This is a genomic window from Methanobacterium sp., from assembly GCF_038562635.1.
Lineage (GTDB): Archaea > Methanobacteriota > Methanobacteria > Methanobacteriales > Methanobacteriaceae > Methanobacterium_D.
Window position 1 is genome coordinate 1,374,959 of record NZ_JBCFBO010000001.1, and the last position, 22,000, is coordinate 1,396,958.

Consider the following 22,000-nt stretch of genomic DNA (forward strand, 5'->3'; position numbering starts at 1 on the left):
ATTCTTTAACAATTCTGATTTTGTGTTTGGATTCATTAGGATTTCAAAAAATAAGAAATTAAAGAAATTTGGAATATCTCAAAAATTCATATCATACTGGATTTTCTGCTGGCTGTCCACCACTAATTCCAATCATAGTTATCTTCTGGAGAATAGCTGCCAATAAGAAAAGGAGCATTCCATTAATAACAAGGATTCCTGCCATAATCAAGCCCGGAATGAGATAAGGTAAAAGCATTGTCAAACCAAAAACGATTGCCACAAAGTTCAGCAAAGTCTGGGTAAATGAAAGCTTTTTTGCAATAGGGGGCACTTCACCCAGTTGAGATGAAGGTTTCCTGATTTCATACAGTTTTGGCAGGAACTGTTTAATAAGCAGGATAACTCCCCCCAAGATGTTCAAAACTCCCAGAAATATCCTAAGCACATCAGTTAGAATCCCTGGAACGATGCATGAGAAAATTCCCAATGCCGCAAATACAATTCCTATTAGTATAAGCAGCCATGAACGGTTATACTGACCAACTGGAGTAGAACCCAATGCCATCATCTGAATGGCAATGATGACCAGAAGCAAGCCGAGCTGACCATCTGGAGAAAATGGTATTAATCCAAGGTTTACTGGAAAAAGAAGAACACCAAGAAGTACCAGGAGAACTCCTAATAAAAGCAGTATTGCAGGTGTGAGATGAAGGGAAGTCTCCTGAAAAAAGGCGAAAAGTTTTGATTTACTGCTATCTGAATTCAATTTATTAAGTAAAAGGTCATCCTGTTCTTCAGGATATACCTTCGAAACTTTATGAATACACCATGAAAGATAGAAAAAACTAATTCCATAGATAATGAGAATCAATGCGGTCTGCGGGTCTGTTGTGATACCTGGAAACAGTGTTACCAAACCCGAAATAAGGGTTATTACATAGACAATACCGCAGGCAATTGTCAGCTGCTGCAGTATTCCCGGAACTTTCATCCATGTTTTCGCCTTTTCTTTAGATGCAAAAAGCTGCACAAGAAGAGCAATCCCTCCAGCAAAAAGGATTATTCCAACCAGCATTCTGACGAGTCCTGAAAGGTAACCTGGAACAAAACAGGCCACCATTCCAATGATTGCCGCACATATCCCTATTATAATAAGTGCCCATGAACGGCGGAAGTCGCCGAATGGAGTTTTACCCATAGTAATAATTTGAAAAGATACTATGACCAGGAAAAGGCCGTAAGTGCTGTCTGGAGCATATGGCAAATCGCCAGTATGAATTTTAAACAGGAGAAACCCAAATACAAGCATGAATACTGCAAAAACCATTAAAATAACGACTTCTATGGAAAAATCATATTCCTTTCTCATTTTTAAAAATGTTTTTTGTGTTTTTAAATTATCAGATGCCATTTTATATCTTCCTTAAATAACTAAATGCAGACAAATCATGTATCATTCAATCTTTAACTTACCATATCTCCTGACCACGATTGAAATGAGCAGTGAATATCTTTTCAAGATTATCAGTCTCTTCTACATTAGGTATTTTAACACCACCAATGCTTCCCAAGCCTACTGGTACATAGAGAATGAAATCTAAAAGATCTGCCCCATTAGAAACCTCCTCAAAATATGTGTTGATAGCACTGTGATTTGATTCAGTTTGATCAATACTTCCAGTGTATAAACCATCATTTCCAGTTTTATCTGCATAGCTGAATGCCATCCCATAAAGAGAGCCAAGACTGACTTGATCTAATAACTGAGCACCATAAATATTATTTGATAACAAAGTCCACCTTGCAAGCTGCCAGCTAGGCCACATTCCATTTCCCCAGTTCATTCCAGGAACAAAGGGATCCTCACTAATTGTTTCAGACTTTGACAGTTCATACGCAATAGTGGCGATCCATACCAACAGGTACTCCTCAGAAAAATTATGCCCATGCGGATTCCAGTTTTCATTGGTATATTTGAGTGCAAAATTTGCATTCTGATAAAAAGGCCCTTTGAGTGTTCCATAGTCATCTGTTATCTGAATATCCAAAGCATAGGACATTATGCTGAAACCAGGAGTCCATATTCCCTTTCTTCCATTCTCATCGTAATCAATGATACCATCACCGTTTTCATCAAAACCATCCATGAATTCCTTGAAAATCGATGACCCATTTAAGGTATCATGCGCTTCTGCATAGCTCAAAATGGTTTTTTGCATATCCCACAGCATGCAGCTTGGATTATAATACATGTTCTCCGTCATCAGTTCAATGAACATTGTATTTTCAATTCTACCAAGATGACCTGCCAGAGAAGCCAATGGAGTGTGCGTTACACTGTCCCAACCAGTAACATAGTACTGCTGCTGCCCTACACCTCTATTTTCAACATAACGATACAGGTTATACCTGAAGAGAGGTGAATCAAGTCCTCTGATAGTTATTATATTTTTTCCTTCCACTTTTGCCACTGGAACGTGGTGTACAAACTCTGTGATCCAGTTGTTCTCCTTTTTTAGCTCAATTCCTTCAGACATCAAAACAGTCTTGAAGCAGTATCTAGCGCATAAAAGGTCCATTGCAACGCAGTCAAGGGACGACCAAATATATCCTTCAGGAATTCTGACAGCGATACCCTCAGGGTTATGGTTAAGATTGATCATGTTAATTGAATCAGAAATATGCACCATAAAAACGCCCTGGTCCTGAACCGCCTTTATAACATCTGCCTGAGTTCCAGGCATTCCTGCAGTCTTTGTAACAACATAGTTCCCATTTTCATCCTTCACTGGAAGGTTAGTATCATCATCCACCTCCACAACCCACGGCATATGCGGCAGCTTCCCTTTAAAACTCGGAGTTTCCGAAGAGGGCATTGCATATTCCCATGTATTCTTATGTCCAGTACTTGAGTGGCACTGTGTTGGATAAAGACCTATACCAAGATTTTTAATGGCATTGGTAATAAGATCCTGGGCGTGGATTTTCAGTTTAGGGACGTTGATCAGGACGCACCCCGGATAATCCCTAATATCGTCAGCATTTTGAGGATCACCCCCTATAATTATCTTGTGTATGGTAATCTCCGAGTAATTCTCTCCCTCAGGAACAGATACTGTCCTTCCCATGGATGTATTGTCTAGCTTATTTAAATCATAGACCATTAATCGGTCCTCTGCTTTACCCGGAGGTAAATATCTACCAGCCATACTATCTTCATAGCCTTTCATAGGGTCGTCAGTATGGGACTCTGAATGATGTTCTTTAAGATACCGGCGAACGAAGTAGAAACCCCATCCACCATAGAAATCTCCACAACGCCCTTCAAAAACCGCTTCAGATGTGACTGTTTTTCCTGCTTTTTGGCTAAAAATTGTTGAGCAAAGAAGGGAAGATGTAGAAGCTTCACCTAACGCCATCTGATGGTAATCAATGGAGAGTTTGTCGTGGAACCATCTCATTAAAGCAGCTATTACTGACCAGTCTGTACAGATGGGGGCACCCAGATCTTCACCATGCGTATCTGGTTCAATAACCTGCGGTCCAACGAGGTTAGGCTTAAATAACAATTTTTTTCCATACTTTACCTGTGACTGTACCTCCTCGATAAAATTCGTTTCCCTGTCAAGATAAACAAGTGAATGATCAACATGGGCATAAATATAATCAATTTTTTTCACGATGGCTGCCCACGCATCCCCATTATCCTCATTGATTACCTTCTGAAGCAGTTCAGGAATCTCAGCATATGCTTTTGAAGGATCCATCCTGGCACCACAAACTGGTGATCCCTGTGAATCCGTTTCTTTTTTCCCGATCTCTGAATTTACGAGAGTTCCTTTTCCATAGTATCCTGTTGCATCCATGATATCAACAATCCTTAGAATATTAGAAGTATGATCCTTTCTTTTCGTAAGATTCTCTACGATCATGGGCCATTTGTAATAAAAGCTCCTCTACTTCAGATTTTCCCATGACATAGCTTTTCCAGTATTCTGTATATGGTTCTTCCGGCACTATGATAATCCCTTTTTGCTCGCAAACCCTGTCCAAAATATAGACCGCTGCTTTATCCACGGGATATGCATCTTCAGGAATCTTTGCTTCATCATGAGTTTTACCGTCGATTGATTTTTTAAATATAGGTGTTGCAATATTAGCCGGACAAATGGTTGAAAAATAGAGGCCTTTCTCTGCATACTCATATTTAAGGCACTCCGTAAGGGCAGAGACACCAAATTTTGTAAGAGAATATAACGCCTGGAAGGGGAACGGAATAATTCCTGCAATGGAACTGGTATTGATAATATGTCCAAATCCCTGTTTTGCCATGATAGGCACAGCAGTATGGGCGCCATAAATTACACTCCAGAGATTGGTATCAATAATAGTTTTCCAATCATCAAGTGTAGCATCTTCAAACGGCAGTGTACCTCCAACTCCTGCGTTGTTAAATAAGAAGTCCAAACGACCTGCCTCAGCAACAATGCCTTTAATGGCATTTTCCACCTGTTCTTGAACTGTCACATCCACAATAACTGTGTGAATTCTATCTTCATATTTTGAAAGTTGTCCCGCAGCACCTGCAACCTTTTCAGGATTACGTCCGGCCATATAGACGATAGCTCCTCTTTCTAAAAGCTCTTCACACAATGCATATCCAATACCTGAATTTCCACCAGTTACAATACAAATTTTATCCGCATAATACTCCAAATTACTCATCATACCACCTCTTAAATTATCATTTATCACAATATCTAATTCATTCCAAGATTCTAGCACCAAATGCCCTGAGAGTCGCGTTCCCCTCTGAAAATATAGCATTAGTTATCTTTTTTATAGGTAGAGCAGCGAGGCTGTTGATTATATGGAACTGAGCGGGATTTTGCATTGGAGTCATTTCAGTCCATTTAAGACTGGCATTTCCAATTTGTGCTGTTTCCATTTCCATGCCTTGAGGATAAAGGATAAACTGACTTAATTCTGCCCCCGGAACTCCAACTTTAGGGATATATCTCCACCCAATGGTGTTTAAAGACAAAGACTGTGCTTTTGCCTGTTCAAATTCATCACCAGTCAGCTCCCAGGTAGCTTCAAAATTCATGTTTAAAAAAGTGTTTCCAGCGTAACTGGCAGTGGTGGCATAGTGGGGTTTTAGAATATGCAGGTCTTCAATATCGGCGAAAATTTTAGGAATTCCTGTTTGTTCACGTCCTCCAAGGATAGGTGTAGTGTTGTTTTCCCAGACCACCAGAGAATAGTTCCCATCCAGTTGTTCCTTTTTCCCATTAAATCTGACCGGCGCTGAAACATCGATCAGATTATAGTGTCCGCCCTGCATCCAGTTAATCTCAGTGAATTTGTTGAAAGCAACCTGAATCTCAGGAGACCTTAATTCAAATCCTTCAGGAATATAATTTTCAAGAAGTTTTTGGTCAGTTTCGTATCTTATCAACAGAGCTGTTGATTTCTGGGTAAGTTTGGCCTCAGGGTCAAACTTACCTCCGCCGAAATGAGCCGGCATCAAATATGTAAAATTTTTTTGCGTTTTAAACATAATATACACTCCGATACCAATTAATTAATTAATTTAATAATATGTTATAGTATACTTAAAAGTTTATGTCAGTACTGACAGTAAAAGTTACTCAAATTAATTATTAATAAATTTTAGTAAATATTATATCCAAATTTGAGTTAATTTCCATTATAAAATCCATATCTGATTTAAAAATACACAATACCTCATTTTATAATTAAAAATATTTCATAGGCATGAAATTTTAAACGAATTTTTAATCTAAGTATTTATGGATTTATTGAGATTCAATGGCCCAAATTCAATAAAAACCCATATTCCCATTTTAATTCATTATAAACTCTTTGAAGAGTCTTTGGGTTTATTTGTATTCCAAAATTCAGCCAGTGCCATAGTAAAAAATTTTGACCAAAATTATTTCTGATTTAAATAATATACTTATCATGAAAAGTATAAAAGAATGAGCCTTAAGCAGGCTATTTTAACAAATTTAGTAGAGATAAAATGAGAACTGTTGTTTATATTGCAACAAGTCTTGACGGGTTTATTGCCCGGCCGGATGGAGATATAGAATGGCTAGTTAATATTCCCAACCCAGATAACAGCGACTTTGGGTACGGTGAGTTTATAGCAGGGATTGATGCGATTTTAATGGGCCGAAACACCTATGAAACAGCGCTAAGTTTTGAGCCATGGCCATATAATCGACCAGTATTTGTTTTAAGCAATATTTTAGAGAATGTTCCTCCAGAATTAGAGGGCAAAGCAGAGATTGTTAATGGAAACTTAAAAGATATATTGAAATGCCTTGAAGCTAGGGGAATCAAAAATTTATATGTCGACGGCGGCAGAACCATCCAGTCATTTTTAAAAGAAGATTTAATTGATGAAATGATAATTACCACGGTGCCGATTTTACTGGGTGAAGGTATTCCTTTGTTTGGGCATTTAGATGCAGATTTGAGGTTTAAGTGTGAGAAGGTCGAGTTTATAAGTGAGTATCTGGTTAAGCATTATTATAAGAGAGATAAGATAGAATGGAAGAATAAATAACTTTTATTTAAATATAAAAATATTCAATTTTCGTTAATGCTTTCTGATTTTCTAATAGGATCATAAAATAAAAAAACTGAACCTTTACTTCAATATTCTGAAGCTAATGGACTTTTGATCAACTTTTATTAAAGGTTGATTGGAATAGTAAAGTAAAACGTTGACCCCTCACCAAACTCAGACTCGACCCAAATCATGCCCCCATGCCTTTCAACAATCCTCTTCGCAACGGAAAGCCCAATTCCAGTTCCCTGATACTCCTCTCTTGTATGTAAACGCTGGAATATAGTAAAAATACGGCCAAAATACTGTTCTTCTATACCAATTCCATTATCAGCAATTGAAAACACATATTCATTCTTTTCAGGGTCCTTGACAGCTGAAATATGAATTCTTGGAGGTTCATTTTCTTTTCTAAATTTTATGGCATTTGTAATTAAATTTTGCAACAACAATAAAAGCTGGCTCTCATCACCAAATACCACTGGAAGAGAATCATGCGTAATTTCAGCACGGCTTCTTTCAATTAAATCGTTTAAGTTAACAAGCACATCGTTTAGTTTGGATTCTATGTCTATGGTCCGGTACATTTCCTGTTTTGTTCCGACCCTCGAGTACTCCAGCAAATCCATGATCATCTGTTTCATCCGCACACTCGCATCCACGATGTAGTCCATGAACTCATCAGCATCCTCATCAAGCTTTCCTTTGTAACGCCTCTCCATCAACTGAGTGAAACTGGCAATTGTCCTGAGCGGTTCCTGCAGGTCGTGGGACGTGACATATGCAAACTGCTGTAATTCCTCATTTGAACGCTTGAGTTCATCCAAAAGTGCCTTAATTTCCTGTTCTGCTTTTTTGTATCCTGTGATCTCCGATGCAACACCTACAATCCGAGATATTTCCCCTGATTCGTCCCGGATAAGAAAGGACTGCATCCATACCCATATAATTTTGCCGTCAGGCTTTATTACGCGGTATTCAAAACCATCCTTGGCTTCATCAGCGTTATCGAATCCGTTCCAGATCATTTCAACCGTTCGATCCCGGTCTCCAGGGTGTATAGCTTCGATCCAGGATTCATGGTTTTCATATAAGCTCTGACAGGTACGGCCCCATACCCACTGGTACACCGGGCTTACATATATCACTTCACCTGTTTTAGGGTCGATGACCCAGAACACTTCCCCCATATTCTCTGCTATTTGTCTGAATTTCTCTTCACTTTCTTTCAATGCATTTTCTGTCTTTTTACGCTCAGTGATATCATTACAACTCACCAAAATGCCATGAGGTTCATTTCCTTTTTTAAGTAAAGTTGAATGGACTTCAATCCAGTGAATTTTACCATTCGGTTCTACTATCCTTGATTCAAATGGTTCAACCAGTTCGCCCTTTGCTAGTTTAGAAATCCTTTCAACATGTGCATTCATTTCCACTTCAGGCACGAAATCTAACTCGGTAAAAGGTATGCCAATTAGCTTTTCCCGCGGCATCCCTGCAAATAATTCTGTTTTCTTATTAAAATTTTTAATTGTGCCATCTAATCCTAAGAGAACTGTGTAAGTAGGAGATAATTCAAAAAGAGTTTTATAATTTTTTTGGCTTTCTTTTAAAGATTTGAAAGTCTGTTTGGGAATAATTACATGGCTCCCCATATCTATAACAGATTCTGATTTAGAAAATGATTCAATAAACTCTTTTAAAATATTTTTACTTTCTTTGAGTTCACTTAAAGTTTTTTCAGGTGAATTTTCCCCCATAATTCCATCCTGCGTATTTTTTTATGCATCATTTAAACTCAATTAATCAACATGTTATACGATCTTACATAAGTTTTTTATGACTTGACTTTAAATTAGAAAAAATAAGGAAACAAACCGATTTAGACCAGTTATTTAACTAAAAACAAATAAATAGTTGATTAAAGTAAAAATAGAATTATATAATTATTTTGATTTTTTAAAATCATCTATGCTTTAGTATTTCCAAAAATAATCAATATGCAACCGATATATTAAGATAACCCACTACAATCTATTAAAATGTAGCAAATGATCAAATATTTTGACGCTATTTAATAAGATAATTTGTTTATGTGCTTTAATCCTCTAAAAAATATTTTCAATATTTTTTGTGGCACTCAAACATTTCATGTTTGGTGCATCAAAAACCAGCGGTTTTTGAAGGCTTTGATTTTTTGAGGGAATTTTCACATGTCATTTACTATAAAAATCAGGATTAGACTGTTTACCAGCATCTATCCCCATTTACAAACTTTTCCACACCTTTCTCTTTAAGGACATCTAAATTTTTAATATGTGCATTACCGTGGGTTGCATTCAAGAAATTAAGCTTTTTACAGCTTTTAAACTCGCCGCATTCCCAGCAGCCCCTAATTTCTTTTTCACCACAGCATTTTCTAATTTCACAAAAAGCTGGGCCTCCCCCGTCCCCACAACCTTCACAGGTTAGTCTTTTTAAGGTTTTTAATACATCTACAAAGCTGTCGTAGTTTTTAAACTCGTTAAAAAAAGGAATTGCAGCAAAATGGTCCGCATTCTTTTTAAAATTTGTATTATCGAGTTCTTCATTAAGTTTTCCTGCTAAAGACGCTATTTTTCCATTATAGCCGTAACAGTCCCCACAGTACAGGCCGCAGCATGTAATCAGTTTTTCGTTTCCCATTTTAATCACTGAAATCAGTTTTTTAGAACATAGATATAAAACTATGGTATGCGAAATTCATTAAACTAAAATTACATGCAGCAGTTGCTTAAATATGTTAAAAAATGTTTTATATTTTTGCAACCTGAAATATTTTCAATTATACAAGTATTTAGGGAAAAAACCGTTCTAATTAAAATTTTTAATTCAAATATTCAATTAAATAAAATAGATTCAAGCACATGCAACCATAAACTTAAAAACATCAAAGGGAAAATTCAAGTAAATATAAACTTTAAGGTTGATGAAATGGACTGGAAAATTATAGGAATAAGTGCTTTAATTAATGCAGTTATAACTAGTGTTTTATCGTTGATATTCTTCCCTCTAGCTTTTTTAGGGCCTATTATCGGAGGATTTCTAGCATCTTACCCCAGTGAAGGGTTTGAAGACTATGAAAGAATGGATGAAAAAGACGGCGCTGTTGTAGGGGCAATTTCAGGATTAATTGGTGGTTTAATAATTGCTTTAATACTTGTCCTGGGCTTTGGAAATATAAGTGCCATTGGATTAAAAATAGGGTTAGACAATGTCCTAACTACAGGATATGTTGTCCTTCAATTATCCATAGTTATAAGCCTGGTTTTAAGTTTGATAGGGGGCGTTATTGGGGTTGTAGTCAAAAGGTGACTTTAAACTTACCCAATTATGCCTAAAAAACATTTTTTTCCAAATTTAATTGGTTACTAATTTTATCCAAATATATGCTGCTTACTTATTATCTAATAGTAATGATTTTAACATTAAAAAGAACTTTCTACCTCGTTAATTAACTTTTTGCTAGATTCAATTATATCCAATGCAATTTTTTCATCATAAATATAGCTGTAATCTGCCATTTCTCTTGCTTTCATAGCAGCATCAAAATCTAAGAAAATATCATCACTTATAATTCCATAATTTACAAACAGATTTTTAATTGCAAATTTAAGTCCAGAATGACTCTTTTCCTTGTAACCTCTGCTAAAAAGGAGCCCCCTGAAAGCATGAAACATGGAATAATAACTTTGAACTATGGCCCACTTGTAATTTCCTGATTTAATAGAATTTTCTGCAGATTCTAAATCGTAGCGGGCTTCTTTAAGCTCTTTTTCAATTAGTCCATAATCGATACAAATCTGCACTATATTCCCTTTTTTGTATCGATTATAGTTCATTTGAATTCTCCTTTTTTAGTCAAGATTATTTGTTAAACTAGTTAAATCATTGAAATCATGTCCGTTCACTAGTTTATTCTTTTTGAGTCCCATTGTCCATTACAATTACTGTTAACAATATGAATTACAAAATCTGTTCTATTATTTTATCAGTTACAGAATAATTTTATTATTTCCTATTAAATACAAATGGAAAGACTTAATTATTAGTTTTTCAGAGATTTCATTGAAAATATAAGTTTATATACTGATAGAAATTTCTTCGCTATACAGTAATATGACGAAGCATTCGAAAATCGTAGATTTTCAAGGATTTTAACAGTAGCCTGCATAATTTTCTATTTAAAATCTGTACCATTTACCAAAAAAATAGACTTTCAAATTAAAAAATAGATCATTCACCTGTTTTTTCTTTTAAATTTTTTTCATCCAGCTTCTTTTTTATCCGTTCCAATGCTTTTGCTAATTCAAGGCTCGAATTAATATGATCCGCTATAAAATCAGTGATAAGGTCTTCATCATTAATTTCTTCATTCTTAGCATACCCTATAATGGCCAATAATGATTCCTGCCACGCTTGATATTCCTTTGTAGTTGCAAATTCATTTATCAAGTCATCGTTACTCACATACATCACCCCATTTGCTTAATTTCCCAATCAAGATTATAATAGAATATATTTAAGTTAAATTTTAGGTGAAAACCCGCTAAAAAATTTTAAAACCATTTTATATTACTCTGATTTTTGATAGTAATAATTATTACTAATTTAGTAACAAACTGAGATAGTACAAGATTTAGAATATCCCTCTAGGCTATTAAAAACAACCTTCCTGTTAACCATTTTCAAATAATAAATATTTTAATGGCTTTTATAAAGCCGTATCTCATAACTGATTACTTTTTAACGGTTTAAATCCTTGAAATTATTACAAATTTTTATTTTTTCACCTAAAATTATGATGGTTAACTGTGAATATCGACAGCATTTCCTGAGCCCCCAGCTATCTCATACATTACAGGTAACTTCTAACTCCATTCTTCTGGGGGCTTCAGTTTTAATTTTAGAAGAAATTGATTGATTTCTTTAATCTATTGTCCCATTAGATCCAGCTTAAGCCTTAAAAATGATAATTATTAATTATACTACCCCTCCTAATCCAAAACTATAACATCAATGTATTATGAAAATATGTTATGGATGTTTTGATAATTGAGAATGATCCTAGAACTATTTCAGACTTAAAAACCATTTTAAGAAATTTAGGGCACACAGTAACTGACATAGCTTCAAATGGAGAAGAAGCAGTTCAAAAAGCAGAAATTTTAAACCCAGATCTAGTTCTAATAGATATAAAATTAAAGGGTGAAATGAGCGGCGTGGAAGCTGCAAACAAAATAAATGATCTCTATAAAATTCCAGTTATATTCCTGACTATTTTTATTAAAAACTGCCTGATTAAATCATTCGGGCTACCGGAAGATGCTGTTGTTTTAAGTAAACCTATAAATCAAGGTCATTTAGAATATAGTATTTCAAGAGCTGTTTCAGAGAGGAAATAAGCATTTTAACCCTTAAAAATAATATTTTTATTTTATAGACAACATATTATAATTAATAAAAGTTCAGATTTACATGACAGATAGTTACCCTAAATACAAAAAATTTGGTAAAAAACTTTATTCCATTAAAGAATCTTACTGGATCTCTTATAAAGGAATAAGAACCATGAAATATATGTTCAAGGCTAAAAAAAATAATGAATTAAACTCAAAATTCATAGAAAGGATCATGCTCGCAGTAACTGAAGTGAACGACTGTGAAGTATGTTCTTACGCCCACACAAAAAGAGCTCTTGAAAGTGGGATGAGCAGTGAAGAAATCCAGAAGCTGCTTTCAGGAATTATGGAGGATATTCCTGATGATGAAATTGCAGCAGTCATGTTTGCACAGCATTATGCAGATACCCGGGGAAACCCTACCCTAAAATCATGGCAGCGCATTGTAAAAATTTATGGGATATCCGGAGCACAAGGCATCCTTGGTTCGATTCGTACTATTATGATAGGAAATACTTATGGTATTGCAGGGAGTTCTTTTTTTAACCGGTTAAAAGGTAAGTCTGATCCAAGGAGCAGCTTACCCTATGAGATAAGCCTGATTTTAAGTGCTGTCGTACTTATACCCATTTCATTTATTCACGCTTTAATATCTGACTTATTTAAAAAACCTGTTATTAACTTTAAAATTTAATAAAATACTATCTCTAAACCAAAAAATGGCTGCAAATCTTGAAAATAGAGATAACAAAGCATAATTAAAATATACTGTTCTAATGGAATATTAGGAGGTACCCTGTTCTTTACAGGCATTTGAAAAAAAGGATTATTTTTTCTACATATAATGAGAATAAACTTCCAGATTAAATGTTATTTTTACAAGATATGTAATCATAGCATTAAATTATTCAAAAAAAACATGTAATAATCGTAAAAAGTAATAATTAAGAATTACATAAAGAAAAGTATCATATCTTAAAGGTTGAGTCATGAAATTTCAAAGGGGAAGTATATTCAGACCAGAAAAAGATTACTATAAAGAAGCGGGAATTTTATTGTTAATAGGTTGTTTACAATTTTTTTTGGCAGTTAACCTGGCCGAAACACAGTTTCCAGGCTACAGCGTTGCTAAAAACACGTTAAGTGATTTAGGAGGTACATTACCCCCTGTAGAACCGTCAGCTATAATTTTTAACCTCAGCGTTATCATCATGGGAATTCTTGTACTTGCAGCAGTTTATTTAATCCTCAAAAGTGGAGGCTGCCGCCTATTTTCATCCTGCCTGGCCATTGCCGCCGCAGGTGCTTTAGGGGTAGGACTGTTCCCTTCATATACTGGAAGCGCACATGCATTCTTTTCAGTAATTGTATTCCTATTTGGAAGTTTAGCTGTCATTTTTTCCTATAGATTGGGGTTAAACATACCCATGGTTGTAGTTTCATTAGTAACTGGTCTGTTTTCTCTCATACTAATCATATCATTCGCTGTAAGTTATGGAAATAATCCTTTTGCAGCATATTTAGGTTTGGGAGGTGCTGAAAGGTTTATTGCATACCCCACTCTTTTATATATCATAGGCCTTGGGGGCTACCTTACGAGCAGGGGAAAGGACTGGGTTCGAATAAGGTTCACTGAAGGTTACTGGTAATAGTTTAGTAATTAAAATCCATCACTGTCTACTTATCTATTTAAAATCAATAAATATCTTTTTTTAAAATTAAAGTATAATTAAAGAATTTGAAACCATCTAATTTAGTTTAGATACTAAAAACATTAAAAAAAAGTTACAAACTAACACAGCTTTAAAAATTAAAAAATAGAATATTCAGCACGTCAAAAGCAGTAATAGATCCTATTTGGAAATTTTCTCCTTATCATGCGTTCTAGAACTCATTCTAGCCGTAAGTATTTTTTTAGCCCTTAAAAGGTTTTCATCAGGGTTTTCGGATTTTTCAATCGCATCTTCAACTTCCTTAAGCACTTTCTTAAAGTCTTTACCTCTGCTTTCACGCGCCTTTTTTAAAAGGTCTTTAGATCCATAACCTTCTTCCATATTTCGAGGTGTCATTTTTTTATAATCCTGTAAATTTGATCATCATACTAAATTATATATTTTTAATAATAAGTACTATTTCATATATCTATCCTTCTTTTAAGGATTCCGTTAGACAGTACTCAAAAAAAATTTACAGTAAATTTTAAAAAGGAATATATAACGCTTTATTTAATCTAAATAACAAATAGATAACGTTTATTTCTTTCGAGATTCCAGCAAACTAATAAAACTATCTAAACCATCCTTGCTGGATTCTATTATATCTATAGCAGAGTCCAGTTCATCATCTTTAACTTTCTGATCTACCCTTAACCTGTGAATAATAAACCCAATAATGGAAAGTATTGCCATAAAAATCAAGATATAAAAAATTAAAGCCAGTGTATAGGGTAAAGTGTCCATGTTATCCATTGTAATAAACGATAAAATAAAAAGTACTAAAAATGCACTGCTAAAACAAGTTGCAATGATCAAAAGCAATTTTTTATCGTCATTATTATCTCTAAATGCAGAATACGCAGCTATAGATAAAGAAGCCCCTGCTAAACTAAATACCAAAAATTCAGGGATTAAAGCTGTAATGTCCATTTTTACTCCTTTTAATCGTTTGTTTTTCTATTTATTAACTACAATACTGAAATGTTAAAACTTATCTCTTATTCATCGTAACACTGTTGGTTTAACACTTTATCTTTAGTTAATAGTTGAGCGTGTCCTAACATTTCATTAAAAGCGTTGCCATAAATTTTTATTAATTCAGGATTGCTATGTTTAACACCAACTGATCCTCGGCTTTCATTGTGCCTATGAGGCTTTTCTATATATAAATGACCATTATTAAACTTACGAAAGACTGAGTTTTTCGAGGGCTCCAATAAATTCTGCGAATTTATTGAGAGAATCATAAAGTGCTTAATAGGCCTTATTGGTAAAATAAAATATTTAACACTTTCATATTTATCAAGAAGTGTGTAAATTTCATTTTTATCTTCACAAAAGACTTTAGGACCAGCTATAATTGTTATTAATCTAAATTTATGATTAATTGCGTGTTTAACTATCTCTTGAGTATCTTCGCTGAATTCTCCCACCACCAATTTGAGTTCCAATTCGCCTGTAATTTTTCCTTTATTTTTTAGGTTCTTCAGCTCTTCAATTAGATTAAATCTCCAAATTCTTTTTTTAAATCGTTCATCACTGTGAAAAAGGATAATTTCATTTCCATATTGCATATTAACATGAGGATTATGCCTGTAAATTAATTTAATTAAGACAATAACCATACAAAGTGCAAATAAACTGATTAATGTTAAAACTATAGGATAATTAAACTGAATTTTCTGCACCCTCCTCCAGATATCACAAAATGTGATATATTTTACACTTGAAGTGTATGTCTCATCTTACTAATAAATTCTCCGAAATGCACCATACCCTAAGAACAAAAATCAATTTCATGTTTCCACTTTATTATTCAATGGACCAAATCCATAAAAAATAAGATAATAGAATTAAAAATGTTTGATTCTTAAAATACTTGTTTTATAGCCTAAGATGACACATACTAAAAATAACATAATCCACAAGTATTAACTTATTTAAACCAAATAAGTAGTTAACATTTGTAATATCAAAAATTAAGATAAGCTGAATTATGGAGACCACAAAATGACAGACAAATCAATCCATATATTTGGAAAATCTCCAACTTCAATAATACATTATTTGGCAGGGCTGCCCATTCTTATATTCATAATTATCATTGCAATACTGGCATTGTTTCGCAGTGATGCCATTTGGAACCCCCATTTTCTAATTCCTGCATTAAATATCACATTTTTGTCATTTATCATGTTTTTTGTATCAGTTCTGGCAGCGAGAAGCTACCTTATTGAAAGATCTGTTACACTGCTACTTCTTGGATGCGGAACATTAACTTTAAGTCTTGGAGCATTTCTAGGAGGATTTTCACTTTTAGGCAATGATATAAACTCCACAATTTCTATCTATAATACTGCAGCATGTCTTTCAGGGAGTTTTCATCTTGCAAGCGTTATCTTCAGCTTGAGAAGGCACTCAGTAAAGCCACAATCTGGCTGGCCTTATTTATTATTTTCTTATTTTGCAGTTTTTCTCGCAATTGGCATCTTAGCTCTCTTAATTAAGGATCAACTCTGGCCAGTTTACTTTATACAGGGATCAGGGGGCACTTTATTTGGATCAATCGTTATATACATTACAATTACAATATTTGCTATTTCTTCAATATTACTTATGGCAAATAAAGCTAAAAAGGAGGCTAATTTTAAATACTGGTATGGTCTTGGCCTTGGATTAATTGCGGTGGGTCTTTTTGGAGTATCAATTCAAATGAGTTTAGGCGATTCATTGAACTGGGTGGGTCGTATTTCTCAGTATTTAGGTACAGTATACATACTGATTGCAGTGCTGTCCTCTATCTGGCAGACAGGAGTTTGGATGCTGCCATGGGAAAAGGCACTGCAAGAGAGTGAAGAGCGATACAAACTGCTTTTTGATACCATGTTACAGGGAGTTATTTTTCAGGATTCTGATGGTTATATTGCCTCGATGAACCCTGCTGCAGAAAAAATAATTGGTTATAAATTTAACCAAATTCAATGCAGGACTTTAAAGGATCTAATTGGGAAAACGATACATGAAAATGGACAGCCATTTAGTGTTGAAGAATATCCATCAATAGTTGCTTTAAAAACAGGACAAGAAGTTAGAAATATAGTTATGGGCGTTTACCCTGTCACCAAAAATGATCATATCTGGCTTAATATCCATGCTGTTCCTGAATTTAGGCGAGGCGAAAAAAGCCCATATCAGGTTTATATGACATTTGAAGACATCACCGAGCGCAAGCAGATAGACGAAAAATTAAGGCATGCACGAGATAATTTAGAAAAACAGGTGAAAGAACGTACTTTAGAACTTGAAAAAGTGGTATATGAATTAAAACGATCAAATGAAGAACTTCAAAGCTTTGCTTATATCACCAGCCATGATCTCCAGGAACCGCTTAGAACCATTGCCAGTTACGCCCAGCTTATAAAAAGACGTTATGAAGGTCAGTTAGATCAGGATGCTGATGAATTTATCGACTTTATGGTGAATGGAGCATCAAGAATGAAAAATATGATCCAAGGCCTACTTAATTATTCCCGTGTTGGAACACAGGGACATGAATTTAAAGAATTCAAATCTGAAGATGCATTGAATTATGCCATAAACAATTTAAAGTCTGCAATTGGTGAAAACAATGCAGAAATAACCTATGATAAACTTCCTAAGATATTTGCAGATAAAAATCAGATTACAAGTGTATTCCAAAATTTAATTGGAAACGCACTTAAATTCCAGAAAGATGGATTAAAACCTAAAATTCACATCTCATCCAAAAAAGAAGATAATGAATATGTTTTTTCAGTCAGAGATAACGGAATAGGTATAGAAAAACAGTATACTCACCATATTTTTGAAGTTTTTAAACGACTTCATGCCATTGATGAATATGAAGGTGCAGGAATAGGTTTAGCAATAGTTAAAAGAATTATAGACCGCCATGGTGGGCGTGTTTGGGTTGAATCTGAATTCGGGAAAGGTTCTACTTTTTGTTTTACCATTCTTATCGCTAAACCCATTATATAAACTAATTTTCATATTTATCCACTAAAAATTAGGGACTACATTTTATAAGTTTTATAAAGCAGATCACATCTTTTATGAAGTCAGATTTGCTCCAGTTATCCCTATTTTAAGCCTATTTTGAAGTGCTGTTTAAAATATTTTCCAGATACTTCTTGGTCCTTTCCTCAAAGATACTCTTTCTATGCTTAACAGCATCCCCATAATTTGATATAACCTTCCTCTTATTTTTAACACCTGTAAATGATAGTAAAGCCATCAAAGTGCTTAAAACAGCCCCCAACAAAACAACCCTATGTATCCCTGTTGTTAAATCAATTGCTGCACCTGAAAATAACTGATTTTGAAGCATGAACTGTGGAGATATAGCAGAATTTATCAAAAGTCCCGCATAACAAACAGCAAAGACCATCCCCATATCCCTTACAGTTGCAATAATACCCGATGCCATTCCTGCATTTTTGTGGGACAGGGTTGACATCAATGTTTTATTTGCAGGGGCCTGAAACAATGCCGTACCAAGTCCAAGAAGCGCAAGACGCCAGAAAACATCTATGACACTGGAGGAAACTGTAAATTGAGTCATTGAAAGCATTGCAACTATGCAAATAACTGATCCAAAGAAAACTGGAATCCGCGACCCTACTTTATCTGACAAAGAACCACTTACAGTGGCCATAAGCATCATAACTATAGGTGAAGCAGTTAAAACCATACCCGAGATACTTGAGCTAAGATGCATGACTTTCTGCAGGTAAAATGGCATTGCAAAAAGCATCATGTACATGCAGATATAATTTAAGTGCAAACATGTATTAAATGCTGAAAATATTTTATTTTTAAATAATTTCAGTTCTATCATCGGGTTTTTTGATTTTAACTCAGTATGTACAAATATAACAAATGCCATCACCGCGAAAAGCCCCATAATAGCCGCAGTTGTGTAATTTGAGCTTTCTATAAGGTTCAATGCATAAATTATCAGGAATAAATAACTAAATTGAAGTATCGTTCCAGGAATATCCCACTGGACTTCATTAGATTCTCCACGTTTAAGTGTGAAATAGCAGATTCCAAAGGCCAGAATTCCAACCGGGACATTTATCAAAAATATAGATCTCCAGCCAAAAAGACCACTCATGATTCCACCTATTACAGGTCCAAATGCTAAACCTGCTGCAATAGCTACAGAGTATATACCCATTGCTTTTCCAAGGTAACGCAGTGGAAATGATTTTTCAATGATAACCATTGAAACTGAGAGGATCATAGATGCTGTAACCCCTTGCAATCCCCTAAATATAATTAAAGCTGTAATTGAAGGAGATAAACTGCAAAGTAACGAAGATATTACAAAACCAATAAGTCCCCAAAGAAACAGGCGTTCATGGCCATAAAAATCTCCAAATCTAGCAAAAAACAGCACCAGACCTATAAACATGATCAGATAAGAAGTCAAAACCCATTCTGCTGTGGCCACATTAACCATGAAAAATTCAGCTATCTGAGGAAGGGAAACATTAGTTATACTGGCATTTATTGGAACCATTAAAGCACCTATTGAAACAGCCAGAAGAATTCTCCATTTTTTACCATATTCATCCGTCGTACCAAGACCTTACAACGGATGAAGTTAAAAAACAGCCCATTTCATACGGCATACGGCATGAAATTTGATTTTTAAGATTAAAAGAGCAGTTATGTATTTTTAATATATTTTTTTGCGTTTTAGAGATATTAGAAAGAAAATTTCCATTGAAATCCAATTTTAAGTACACCTTCTATTTTATAATTATTCAATTTTCAGTATCTACGTTCCTGTTAATAGATTTAACCATATGGCCTTAGTGTTTATAAAAGTTTTCAAGGGCAGCAAAATTATAATTTCGATAAAATTAACTTAAAATAGTTATTTATAACCTAACTGAAAATGATAAGTTTTAGGTTATATTTACTGCGTCCATACTACTGAAACATTTTCGTAGCTTTCTTCCAGTATTGACTGTATTTTTGGCACTGCTTTTTTAATCAGTAGAAAGATCATTCCAATATTCACTTCAGACCCAACTGCACACACCAGTGCAATACTGTTTGATCCAGATATAACGATGTTCATCTTGTTTCCACTGACCATTATAAGTTTCATGTCATCGTTTCCAATATTTTTTAAGGTCCTTTTCCCAAGTTCCATTAAAGCTGCAGACATGGCCGATATCCGCTGGCTGTTTGAACCAGGAATGTAAGAACATATAATAAGACCATCCTTTCTAATTACATATGACTCCATTATACGAGCTTTACTGTGCATCTCGTCCAAGACATTTTTTATTTGTTTAGAAATAGGTTCCATTTATATCAATCTTTAAATTGTATTATCCTGAGGGTGTTTGAATTAAATTTTGAATATTTGAAGCTGCTTTTTTAAGAGTTAACCGAATCATTCCAATATTTGCATTATCATCTGTAAGCACTACCACAACATATTCCGATCCAATTTCTTCCATGATAATCTTACCATAATCTGTTTCAACTATTAATTTCTCAGGTATCCCAAAATTTATGTTTTTAACCATCTCAGTAACTGCACCTAAAACAGCCGCACTTGTAGCACTTACAATAGAATCATTCTGATCTATCCTCCCAACTGGCATACCGCCCATAGTTGCAAGTATACAATTCTGTACACCATTAATCTTCATCAATGGCTTTAAAACGTTTTCAATAGTTAAATCTAACTTTTCAGTACCATTAAAATTCAACATAGCCTTTTCACCTCCCTATTTATTGTTTTGTATTTGTAATATTCATCATGAGCGTTTCCATTACAAGATCCAGATTTTGTTTTGTAACAGAAGAAGTATTTATCACTGAAACTTCATCAGAAATTTCCAATTCTTCCCTTACATTCTCTTGAGATAAATGAACAAGATCATCCTTATTTATAGCCACAACATAAGGCACATTATGATTTTTTATAAATGCCATGAGCTCTTTATCAACAGGCGAAATACCAACAGTTGAATCTATCAAAAATATAGCCCCATCCATACCTATAGCCAGAGTATTCCACATAAACGAGAATCTCCGATGTCCCGGCGTGGCAAACATCTGAATAAAATAATTATCATAATCTAACTGAACAAAATCAAAGCTATTTGTAATTCTTTCAAATTCCCCTTTCATAAGCAGCTTTTTACCACTTATAGTTTCAACAAAAGTCGTTTTACCAGCATCCAACGCCCCAAAAACAACTATCTTAATTATACCTTTATTCTCTCCTTCCATTACTGCCAGTCCATTATTAATTTTATTTAAATAAAAAAATTCATGTTTTATGAGTGTTTCGGAGGAGGTATATACTTGTTGCGGATTTACTCATAAAACTCTACAGCATATTAAATTTTTTTTATGTGTGCACTGCAAGTACCATACTCTTGTTTTTCTCTTTTCCAATCGTACATGTTCCCTGAAATATTTTCAATAGCAACCAAAGATGTATTAAAGAAGGGACATGAATGTTCTTCATCTATGTTTTTTTCATCCATTTCATCAACAATAGGCATAAAACCGCAGCCTGTCACTTTTATAGTTGCTTCACCATCTTTTATCTCATAAGTCATCTCACTTAAAGTACCGTGACTCTTATAATAATCTTTGATGGAATCTAAACTTGATTCATAAGTACTCATGTCACCTCCATTAGCCTCTATTGTCTCATAAAATCTATTAGCAACCTGCCTCCAAATCGGGAAAGAACCTTCACCAAGAGTGCTCCAGAGTGCTTCTATAAGTCCTGCTATAATTATATCAGTTGGATTATCTTCCATTTAATCACCGCTTATTCCATTGCTTTTGCTACTTGTTCTGATGTCCTTTCAATTTCCATCAGTACTAACCCTAAATTTACTTCTTTAGGTGAAAGAACTGCTAAAATACCCTTACTACCTGCAAAAGAGAATGTAGCTTTTCCAGTACTTCCTTCAATTATAATCTCACTTAAATCTCCCCTGCTTAACTCATCACAAGTTCTTTGAGAAGTACCTACAATAGCTGCACCCATTGCAGCTAAACGCTTCTCATCAGTGTCTTGAGATAAAACAGAAGCTATCATTAAACCGTCAGGCCTTAAAAGAGCAGCACCAGTAACATCGCCCGGAGCCCTCTCCAAAAGCTCATTCAAAATACCGCCAACATCTTCACGAATACCCATAAATATCACCCATATTTATCGTTGAAATCATGCCGTAAAA

At 34.5% G+C, this 22,000-nt stretch carries 23 protein-coding genes; 6 read left to right on the forward strand and 17 right to left on the reverse strand.

The features are described 5' to 3' along the window. Nucleotides 1-91: 91 nt before the first annotated feature. Genes AAGU07_RS06865 through AAGU07_RS06880 form a run of 4 tightly spaced genes read right to left on the reverse strand, consistent with a single transcriptional unit; the run spans nucleotide 92 to nucleotide 5,542 of the window. The gene (locus AAGU07_RS06865; RefSeq protein ID WP_342458375.1) at nucleotides 92-1,393 is read right to left on the reverse strand and encodes a DUF308 domain-containing protein; all 1,302 of its coding nucleotides are present in this window, start codon (nucleotides 1,391-1,393) and stop codon (nucleotides 92-94) included. Nucleotides 1,394-1,451: 58 nt separating this feature from the next. After that, nucleotides 1,452-3,848 carry a DUF362 domain-containing protein gene (locus tag AAGU07_RS06870; RefSeq protein ID WP_342458376.1) on the reverse strand — a complete coding sequence of 799 codons (2,397 nt, stop codon included), beginning with the start codon at nucleotides 3,846-3,848 and terminating at the stop codon, nucleotides 1,452-1,454. 22 nt (nucleotides 3,849-3,870) lie between these two features. Next, nucleotides 3,871-4,707 carry an SDR family oxidoreductase gene (locus tag AAGU07_RS06875; protein ID WP_342458377.1) on the reverse strand — a complete coding sequence of 279 codons (837 nt, stop codon included), beginning with the start codon at nucleotides 4,705-4,707 and terminating at the stop codon, nucleotides 3,871-3,873. 40 nt (nucleotides 4,708-4,747) lie between these two features. Continuing rightward, nucleotides 4,748-5,542, reverse strand: a complete 795-nt coding sequence (locus AAGU07_RS06880) for an acetoacetate decarboxylase family protein (protein WP_342458378.1) — start codon at nucleotides 5,540-5,542, stop codon at nucleotides 4,748-4,750. A gap of 486 nt (nucleotides 5,543-6,028) precedes the next feature. On the opposite strand from AAGU07_RS06880, the gene AAGU07_RS06885 reads away from it, so the two are divergent. After that, nucleotides 6,029-6,577 (forward strand): dihydrofolate reductase family protein, encoded by a 549-nt coding sequence (locus AAGU07_RS06885; protein ID WP_342458379.1) that lies wholly within the window; start codon nucleotides 6,029-6,031, stop codon nucleotides 6,575-6,577. 128 nt (nucleotides 6,578-6,705) lie between these two features. On the opposite strand, the gene AAGU07_RS06890 is transcribed toward AAGU07_RS06885, so the two are convergent. Both AAGU07_RS06890 and AAGU07_RS06895 read right to left on the reverse strand, forming a co-directional pair. Further along, nucleotides 6,706-8,340 carry a PAS domain S-box protein gene (locus AAGU07_RS06890; RefSeq protein ID WP_342458380.1) on the reverse strand — a complete coding sequence of 545 codons (1,635 nt, stop codon included), beginning with the start codon at nucleotides 8,338-8,340 and terminating at the stop codon, nucleotides 6,706-6,708. A gap of 487 nt (nucleotides 8,341-8,827) precedes the next feature. Beyond that, nucleotides 8,828-9,265 carry a DUF3795 domain-containing protein gene (locus AAGU07_RS06895; protein ID WP_342458381.1) on the reverse strand — a complete coding sequence of 146 codons (438 nt, stop codon included), beginning with the start codon at nucleotides 9,263-9,265 and terminating at the stop codon, nucleotides 8,828-8,830. A gap of 288 nt (nucleotides 9,266-9,553) precedes the next feature. Here AAGU07_RS06895 and AAGU07_RS06900 point away from each other — a divergent pair, with 288 nt between their 5' ends. Then, complete coding sequence (locus AAGU07_RS06900; protein WP_342458382.1) at nucleotides 9,554-9,934, forward strand: DUF5518 domain-containing protein; 381 nt, start codon at nucleotides 9,554-9,556, stop codon at nucleotides 9,932-9,934. 113 nt (nucleotides 9,935-10,047) lie between these two features. Here the strand turns inward: AAGU07_RS06900 and AAGU07_RS06905 are convergent, their stop codons facing one another. Together AAGU07_RS06905 and AAGU07_RS06910 are read right to left on the reverse strand one after the other, a co-directional pair. Then, nucleotides 10,048-10,461 (reverse strand): HEPN domain-containing protein, encoded by a 414-nt coding sequence (locus AAGU07_RS06905; protein ID WP_342458383.1) that lies wholly within the window; start codon nucleotides 10,459-10,461, stop codon nucleotides 10,048-10,050. Nucleotides 10,462-10,855: 394 nt separating this feature from the next. Continuing rightward, nucleotides 10,856-11,089 (reverse strand): hypothetical protein, encoded by a 234-nt coding sequence (locus AAGU07_RS06910; RefSeq protein WP_342458384.1) that lies wholly within the window; start codon nucleotides 11,087-11,089, stop codon nucleotides 10,856-10,858. A gap of 569 nt (nucleotides 11,090-11,658) precedes the next feature. Here AAGU07_RS06910 and AAGU07_RS06915 point away from each other — a divergent pair. The 3 genes from AAGU07_RS06915 (at nucleotide 11,659) to AAGU07_RS06925 (ending at nucleotide 13,670) form a co-directional block, all read left to right on the forward strand. Further along, complete coding sequence (locus AAGU07_RS06915) at nucleotides 11,659-12,024, forward strand: response regulator (protein WP_342458385.1); 366 nt, start codon at nucleotides 11,659-11,661, stop codon at nucleotides 12,022-12,024. Nucleotides 12,025-12,097: 73 nt separating this feature from the next. After that, nucleotides 12,098-12,715: a carboxymuconolactone decarboxylase family protein gene (locus AAGU07_RS06920; protein WP_342458386.1), complete on the forward strand. Its 618-nt coding sequence runs from the start codon at nucleotides 12,098-12,100 to the stop codon at nucleotides 12,713-12,715. A 295-nt stretch (nucleotides 12,716-13,010) separates the two neighbouring features. After that, on the forward strand, nucleotides 13,011-13,670 hold the full coding sequence (locus AAGU07_RS06925) for a DUF998 domain-containing protein (RefSeq protein ID WP_342458387.1): 660 nt from the start codon (nucleotides 13,011-13,013) through the stop codon (nucleotides 13,668-13,670). A gap of 204 nt (nucleotides 13,671-13,874) precedes the next feature. Here AAGU07_RS06925 and AAGU07_RS06930 read toward each other — a convergent pair whose 3' ends face one another. From AAGU07_RS06930 to AAGU07_RS06940, 3 genes are all read right to left on the reverse strand, one after another. Next, a complete protein-coding gene (locus AAGU07_RS06930) occupies nucleotides 13,875-14,090 on the reverse strand; it encodes a hypothetical protein (RefSeq protein ID WP_342458388.1) in 216 nt (71 codons plus the stop codon). A 183-nt stretch (nucleotides 14,091-14,273) separates the two neighbouring features. Continuing rightward, a complete protein-coding gene (locus tag AAGU07_RS06935; protein ID WP_342458389.1) occupies nucleotides 14,274-14,666 on the reverse strand; it encodes a hypothetical protein in 393 nt (130 codons plus the stop codon). Nucleotides 14,667-14,734: 68 nt separating this feature from the next. Beyond that, on the reverse strand, nucleotides 14,735-15,424 hold the full coding sequence (locus AAGU07_RS06940; RefSeq protein WP_342458390.1) for a hypothetical protein: 690 nt from the start codon (nucleotides 15,422-15,424) through the stop codon (nucleotides 14,735-14,737). 322 nt (nucleotides 15,425-15,746) lie between these two features. Here AAGU07_RS06940 and AAGU07_RS06945 point away from each other — a divergent pair, with 322 nt between their 5' ends. Beyond that, nucleotides 15,747-17,753: an ATP-binding protein gene (locus AAGU07_RS06945; protein WP_342458391.1), complete on the forward strand. Its 2,007-nt coding sequence runs from the start codon at nucleotides 15,747-15,749 to the stop codon at nucleotides 17,751-17,753. A 112-nt stretch (nucleotides 17,754-17,865) separates the two neighbouring features. Here AAGU07_RS06945 and AAGU07_RS06950 read toward each other — a convergent pair whose 3' ends face one another. The 6 genes from AAGU07_RS06950 to AAGU07_RS06975 form a co-directional block, all read right to left on the reverse strand. Next, nucleotides 17,866-19,329 carry an MFS transporter gene (locus AAGU07_RS06950; protein ID WP_342459355.1) on the reverse strand — a complete coding sequence of 488 codons (1,464 nt, stop codon included), beginning with the start codon at nucleotides 19,327-19,329 and terminating at the stop codon, nucleotides 17,866-17,868. A gap of 372 nt (nucleotides 19,330-19,701) precedes the next feature. Next, on the reverse strand, nucleotides 19,702-20,100 hold the full coding sequence (locus AAGU07_RS06955) for a roadblock/LC7 domain-containing protein (RefSeq protein ID WP_342458392.1): 399 nt from the start codon (nucleotides 20,098-20,100) through the stop codon (nucleotides 19,702-19,704). Nucleotides 20,101-20,122: 22 nt separating this feature from the next. After that, nucleotides 20,123-20,512 (reverse strand): roadblock/LC7 domain-containing protein, encoded by a 390-nt coding sequence (locus AAGU07_RS06960; RefSeq protein ID WP_342458393.1) that lies wholly within the window; start codon nucleotides 20,510-20,512, stop codon nucleotides 20,123-20,125. 19 nt (nucleotides 20,513-20,531) lie between these two features. Next, nucleotides 20,532-21,035 (reverse strand): GTP-binding protein, encoded by a 504-nt coding sequence (locus tag AAGU07_RS06965; protein ID WP_342458394.1) that lies wholly within the window; start codon nucleotides 21,033-21,035, stop codon nucleotides 20,532-20,534. A 110-nt stretch (nucleotides 21,036-21,145) separates the two neighbouring features. Beyond that, nucleotides 21,146-21,577 (reverse strand): hypothetical protein, encoded by a 432-nt coding sequence (locus AAGU07_RS06970; RefSeq protein WP_342458395.1) that lies wholly within the window; start codon nucleotides 21,575-21,577, stop codon nucleotides 21,146-21,148. 11 nt (nucleotides 21,578-21,588) lie between these two features. Further along, a complete protein-coding gene (locus AAGU07_RS06975; protein ID WP_342458396.1) occupies nucleotides 21,589-21,960 on the reverse strand; it encodes a roadblock/LC7 domain-containing protein in 372 nt (123 codons plus the stop codon). Between the last annotated feature and the right edge of the window lie 40 nt (nucleotides 21,961-22,000).

Bases quoted from the DNA above. Each gene is read 5' to 3' on its own strand.
- AAGU07_RS06955 (WP_342458392.1), bottom strand. From the start codon at position 20,100: ATGGAACCTATTTCTAAACAAATAAAAAATGTCTTGGACGAGATGCAC.
- AAGU07_RS06920 (WP_342458386.1), top strand. From the start codon at position 12,098: ATGACAGATAGTTACCCTAAATACAAAAAATTTGGTAAAAAACTTTAT.
- AAGU07_RS06875 (WP_342458377.1), bottom strand. From the start codon at position 4,707: ATGAGTAATTTGGAGTATTATGCGGATAAAATTTGTATTGTAACTGGT.
- AAGU07_RS06970 (WP_342458395.1), bottom strand. From the start codon at position 21,577: ATGGAAGATAATCCAACTGATATAATTATAGCAGGACTTATAGAAGCA.
- AAGU07_RS06960 (WP_342458393.1), bottom strand. From the start codon at position 20,512: ATGTTGAATTTTAATGGTACTGAAAAGTTAGATTTAACTATTGAAAAC.
- AAGU07_RS06975 (WP_342458396.1), bottom strand. From the start codon at position 21,960: ATGGGTATTCGTGAAGATGTTGGCGGTATTTTGAATGAGCTTTTGGAG.
- AAGU07_RS06915 (WP_342458385.1), top strand. From the start codon at position 11,659: ATGGATGTTTTGATAATTGAGAATGATCCTAGAACTATTTCAGACTTA.
- AAGU07_RS06930 (WP_342458388.1), bottom strand. From the start codon at position 14,090: ATGACACCTCGAAATATGGAAGAAGGTTATGGATCTAAAGACCTTTTA.
- AAGU07_RS06900 (WP_342458382.1), top strand. From the start codon at position 9,554: ATGGACTGGAAAATTATAGGAATAAGTGCTTTAATTAATGCAGTTATA.
- AAGU07_RS06890 (WP_342458380.1), bottom strand. From the start codon at position 8,340: ATGGGGGAAAATTCACCTGAAAAAACTTTAAGTGAACTCAAAGAAAGT.
- AAGU07_RS06945 (WP_342458391.1), top strand. From the start codon at position 15,747: ATGACAGACAAATCAATCCATATATTTGGAAAATCTCCAACTTCAATA.
- AAGU07_RS06935 (WP_342458389.1), bottom strand. From the start codon at position 14,666: ATGGACATTACAGCTTTAATCCCTGAATTTTTGGTATTTAGTTTAGCA.
- AAGU07_RS06880 (WP_342458378.1), bottom strand. From the start codon at position 5,542: ATGTTTAAAACGCAAAAAAATTTTACATATTTGATGCCGGCTCATTTC.
- AAGU07_RS06965 (WP_342458394.1), bottom strand. From the start codon at position 21,035: ATGGAAGGAGAGAATAAAGGTATAATTAAGATAGTTGTTTTTGGGGCG.
- AAGU07_RS06865 (WP_342458375.1), bottom strand. From the start codon at position 1,393: ATGGCATCTGATAATTTAAAAACACAAAAAACATTTTTAAAAATGAGA.
- AAGU07_RS06925 (WP_342458387.1), top strand. From the start codon at position 13,011: ATGAAATTTCAAAGGGGAAGTATATTCAGACCAGAAAAAGATTACTAT.
- AAGU07_RS06885 (WP_342458379.1), top strand. From the start codon at position 6,029: ATGAGAACTGTTGTTTATATTGCAACAAGTCTTGACGGGTTTATTGCC.
- AAGU07_RS06895 (WP_342458381.1), bottom strand. From the start codon at position 9,265: ATGGGAAACGAAAAACTGATTACATGCTGCGGCCTGTACTGTGGGGAC.
- AAGU07_RS06870 (WP_342458376.1), bottom strand. From the start codon at position 3,848: ATGGATGCAACAGGATACTATGGAAAAGGAACTCTCGTAAATTCAGAG.
- AAGU07_RS06905 (WP_342458383.1), bottom strand. From the start codon at position 10,461: ATGAACTATAATCGATACAAAAAAGGGAATATAGTGCAGATTTGTATC.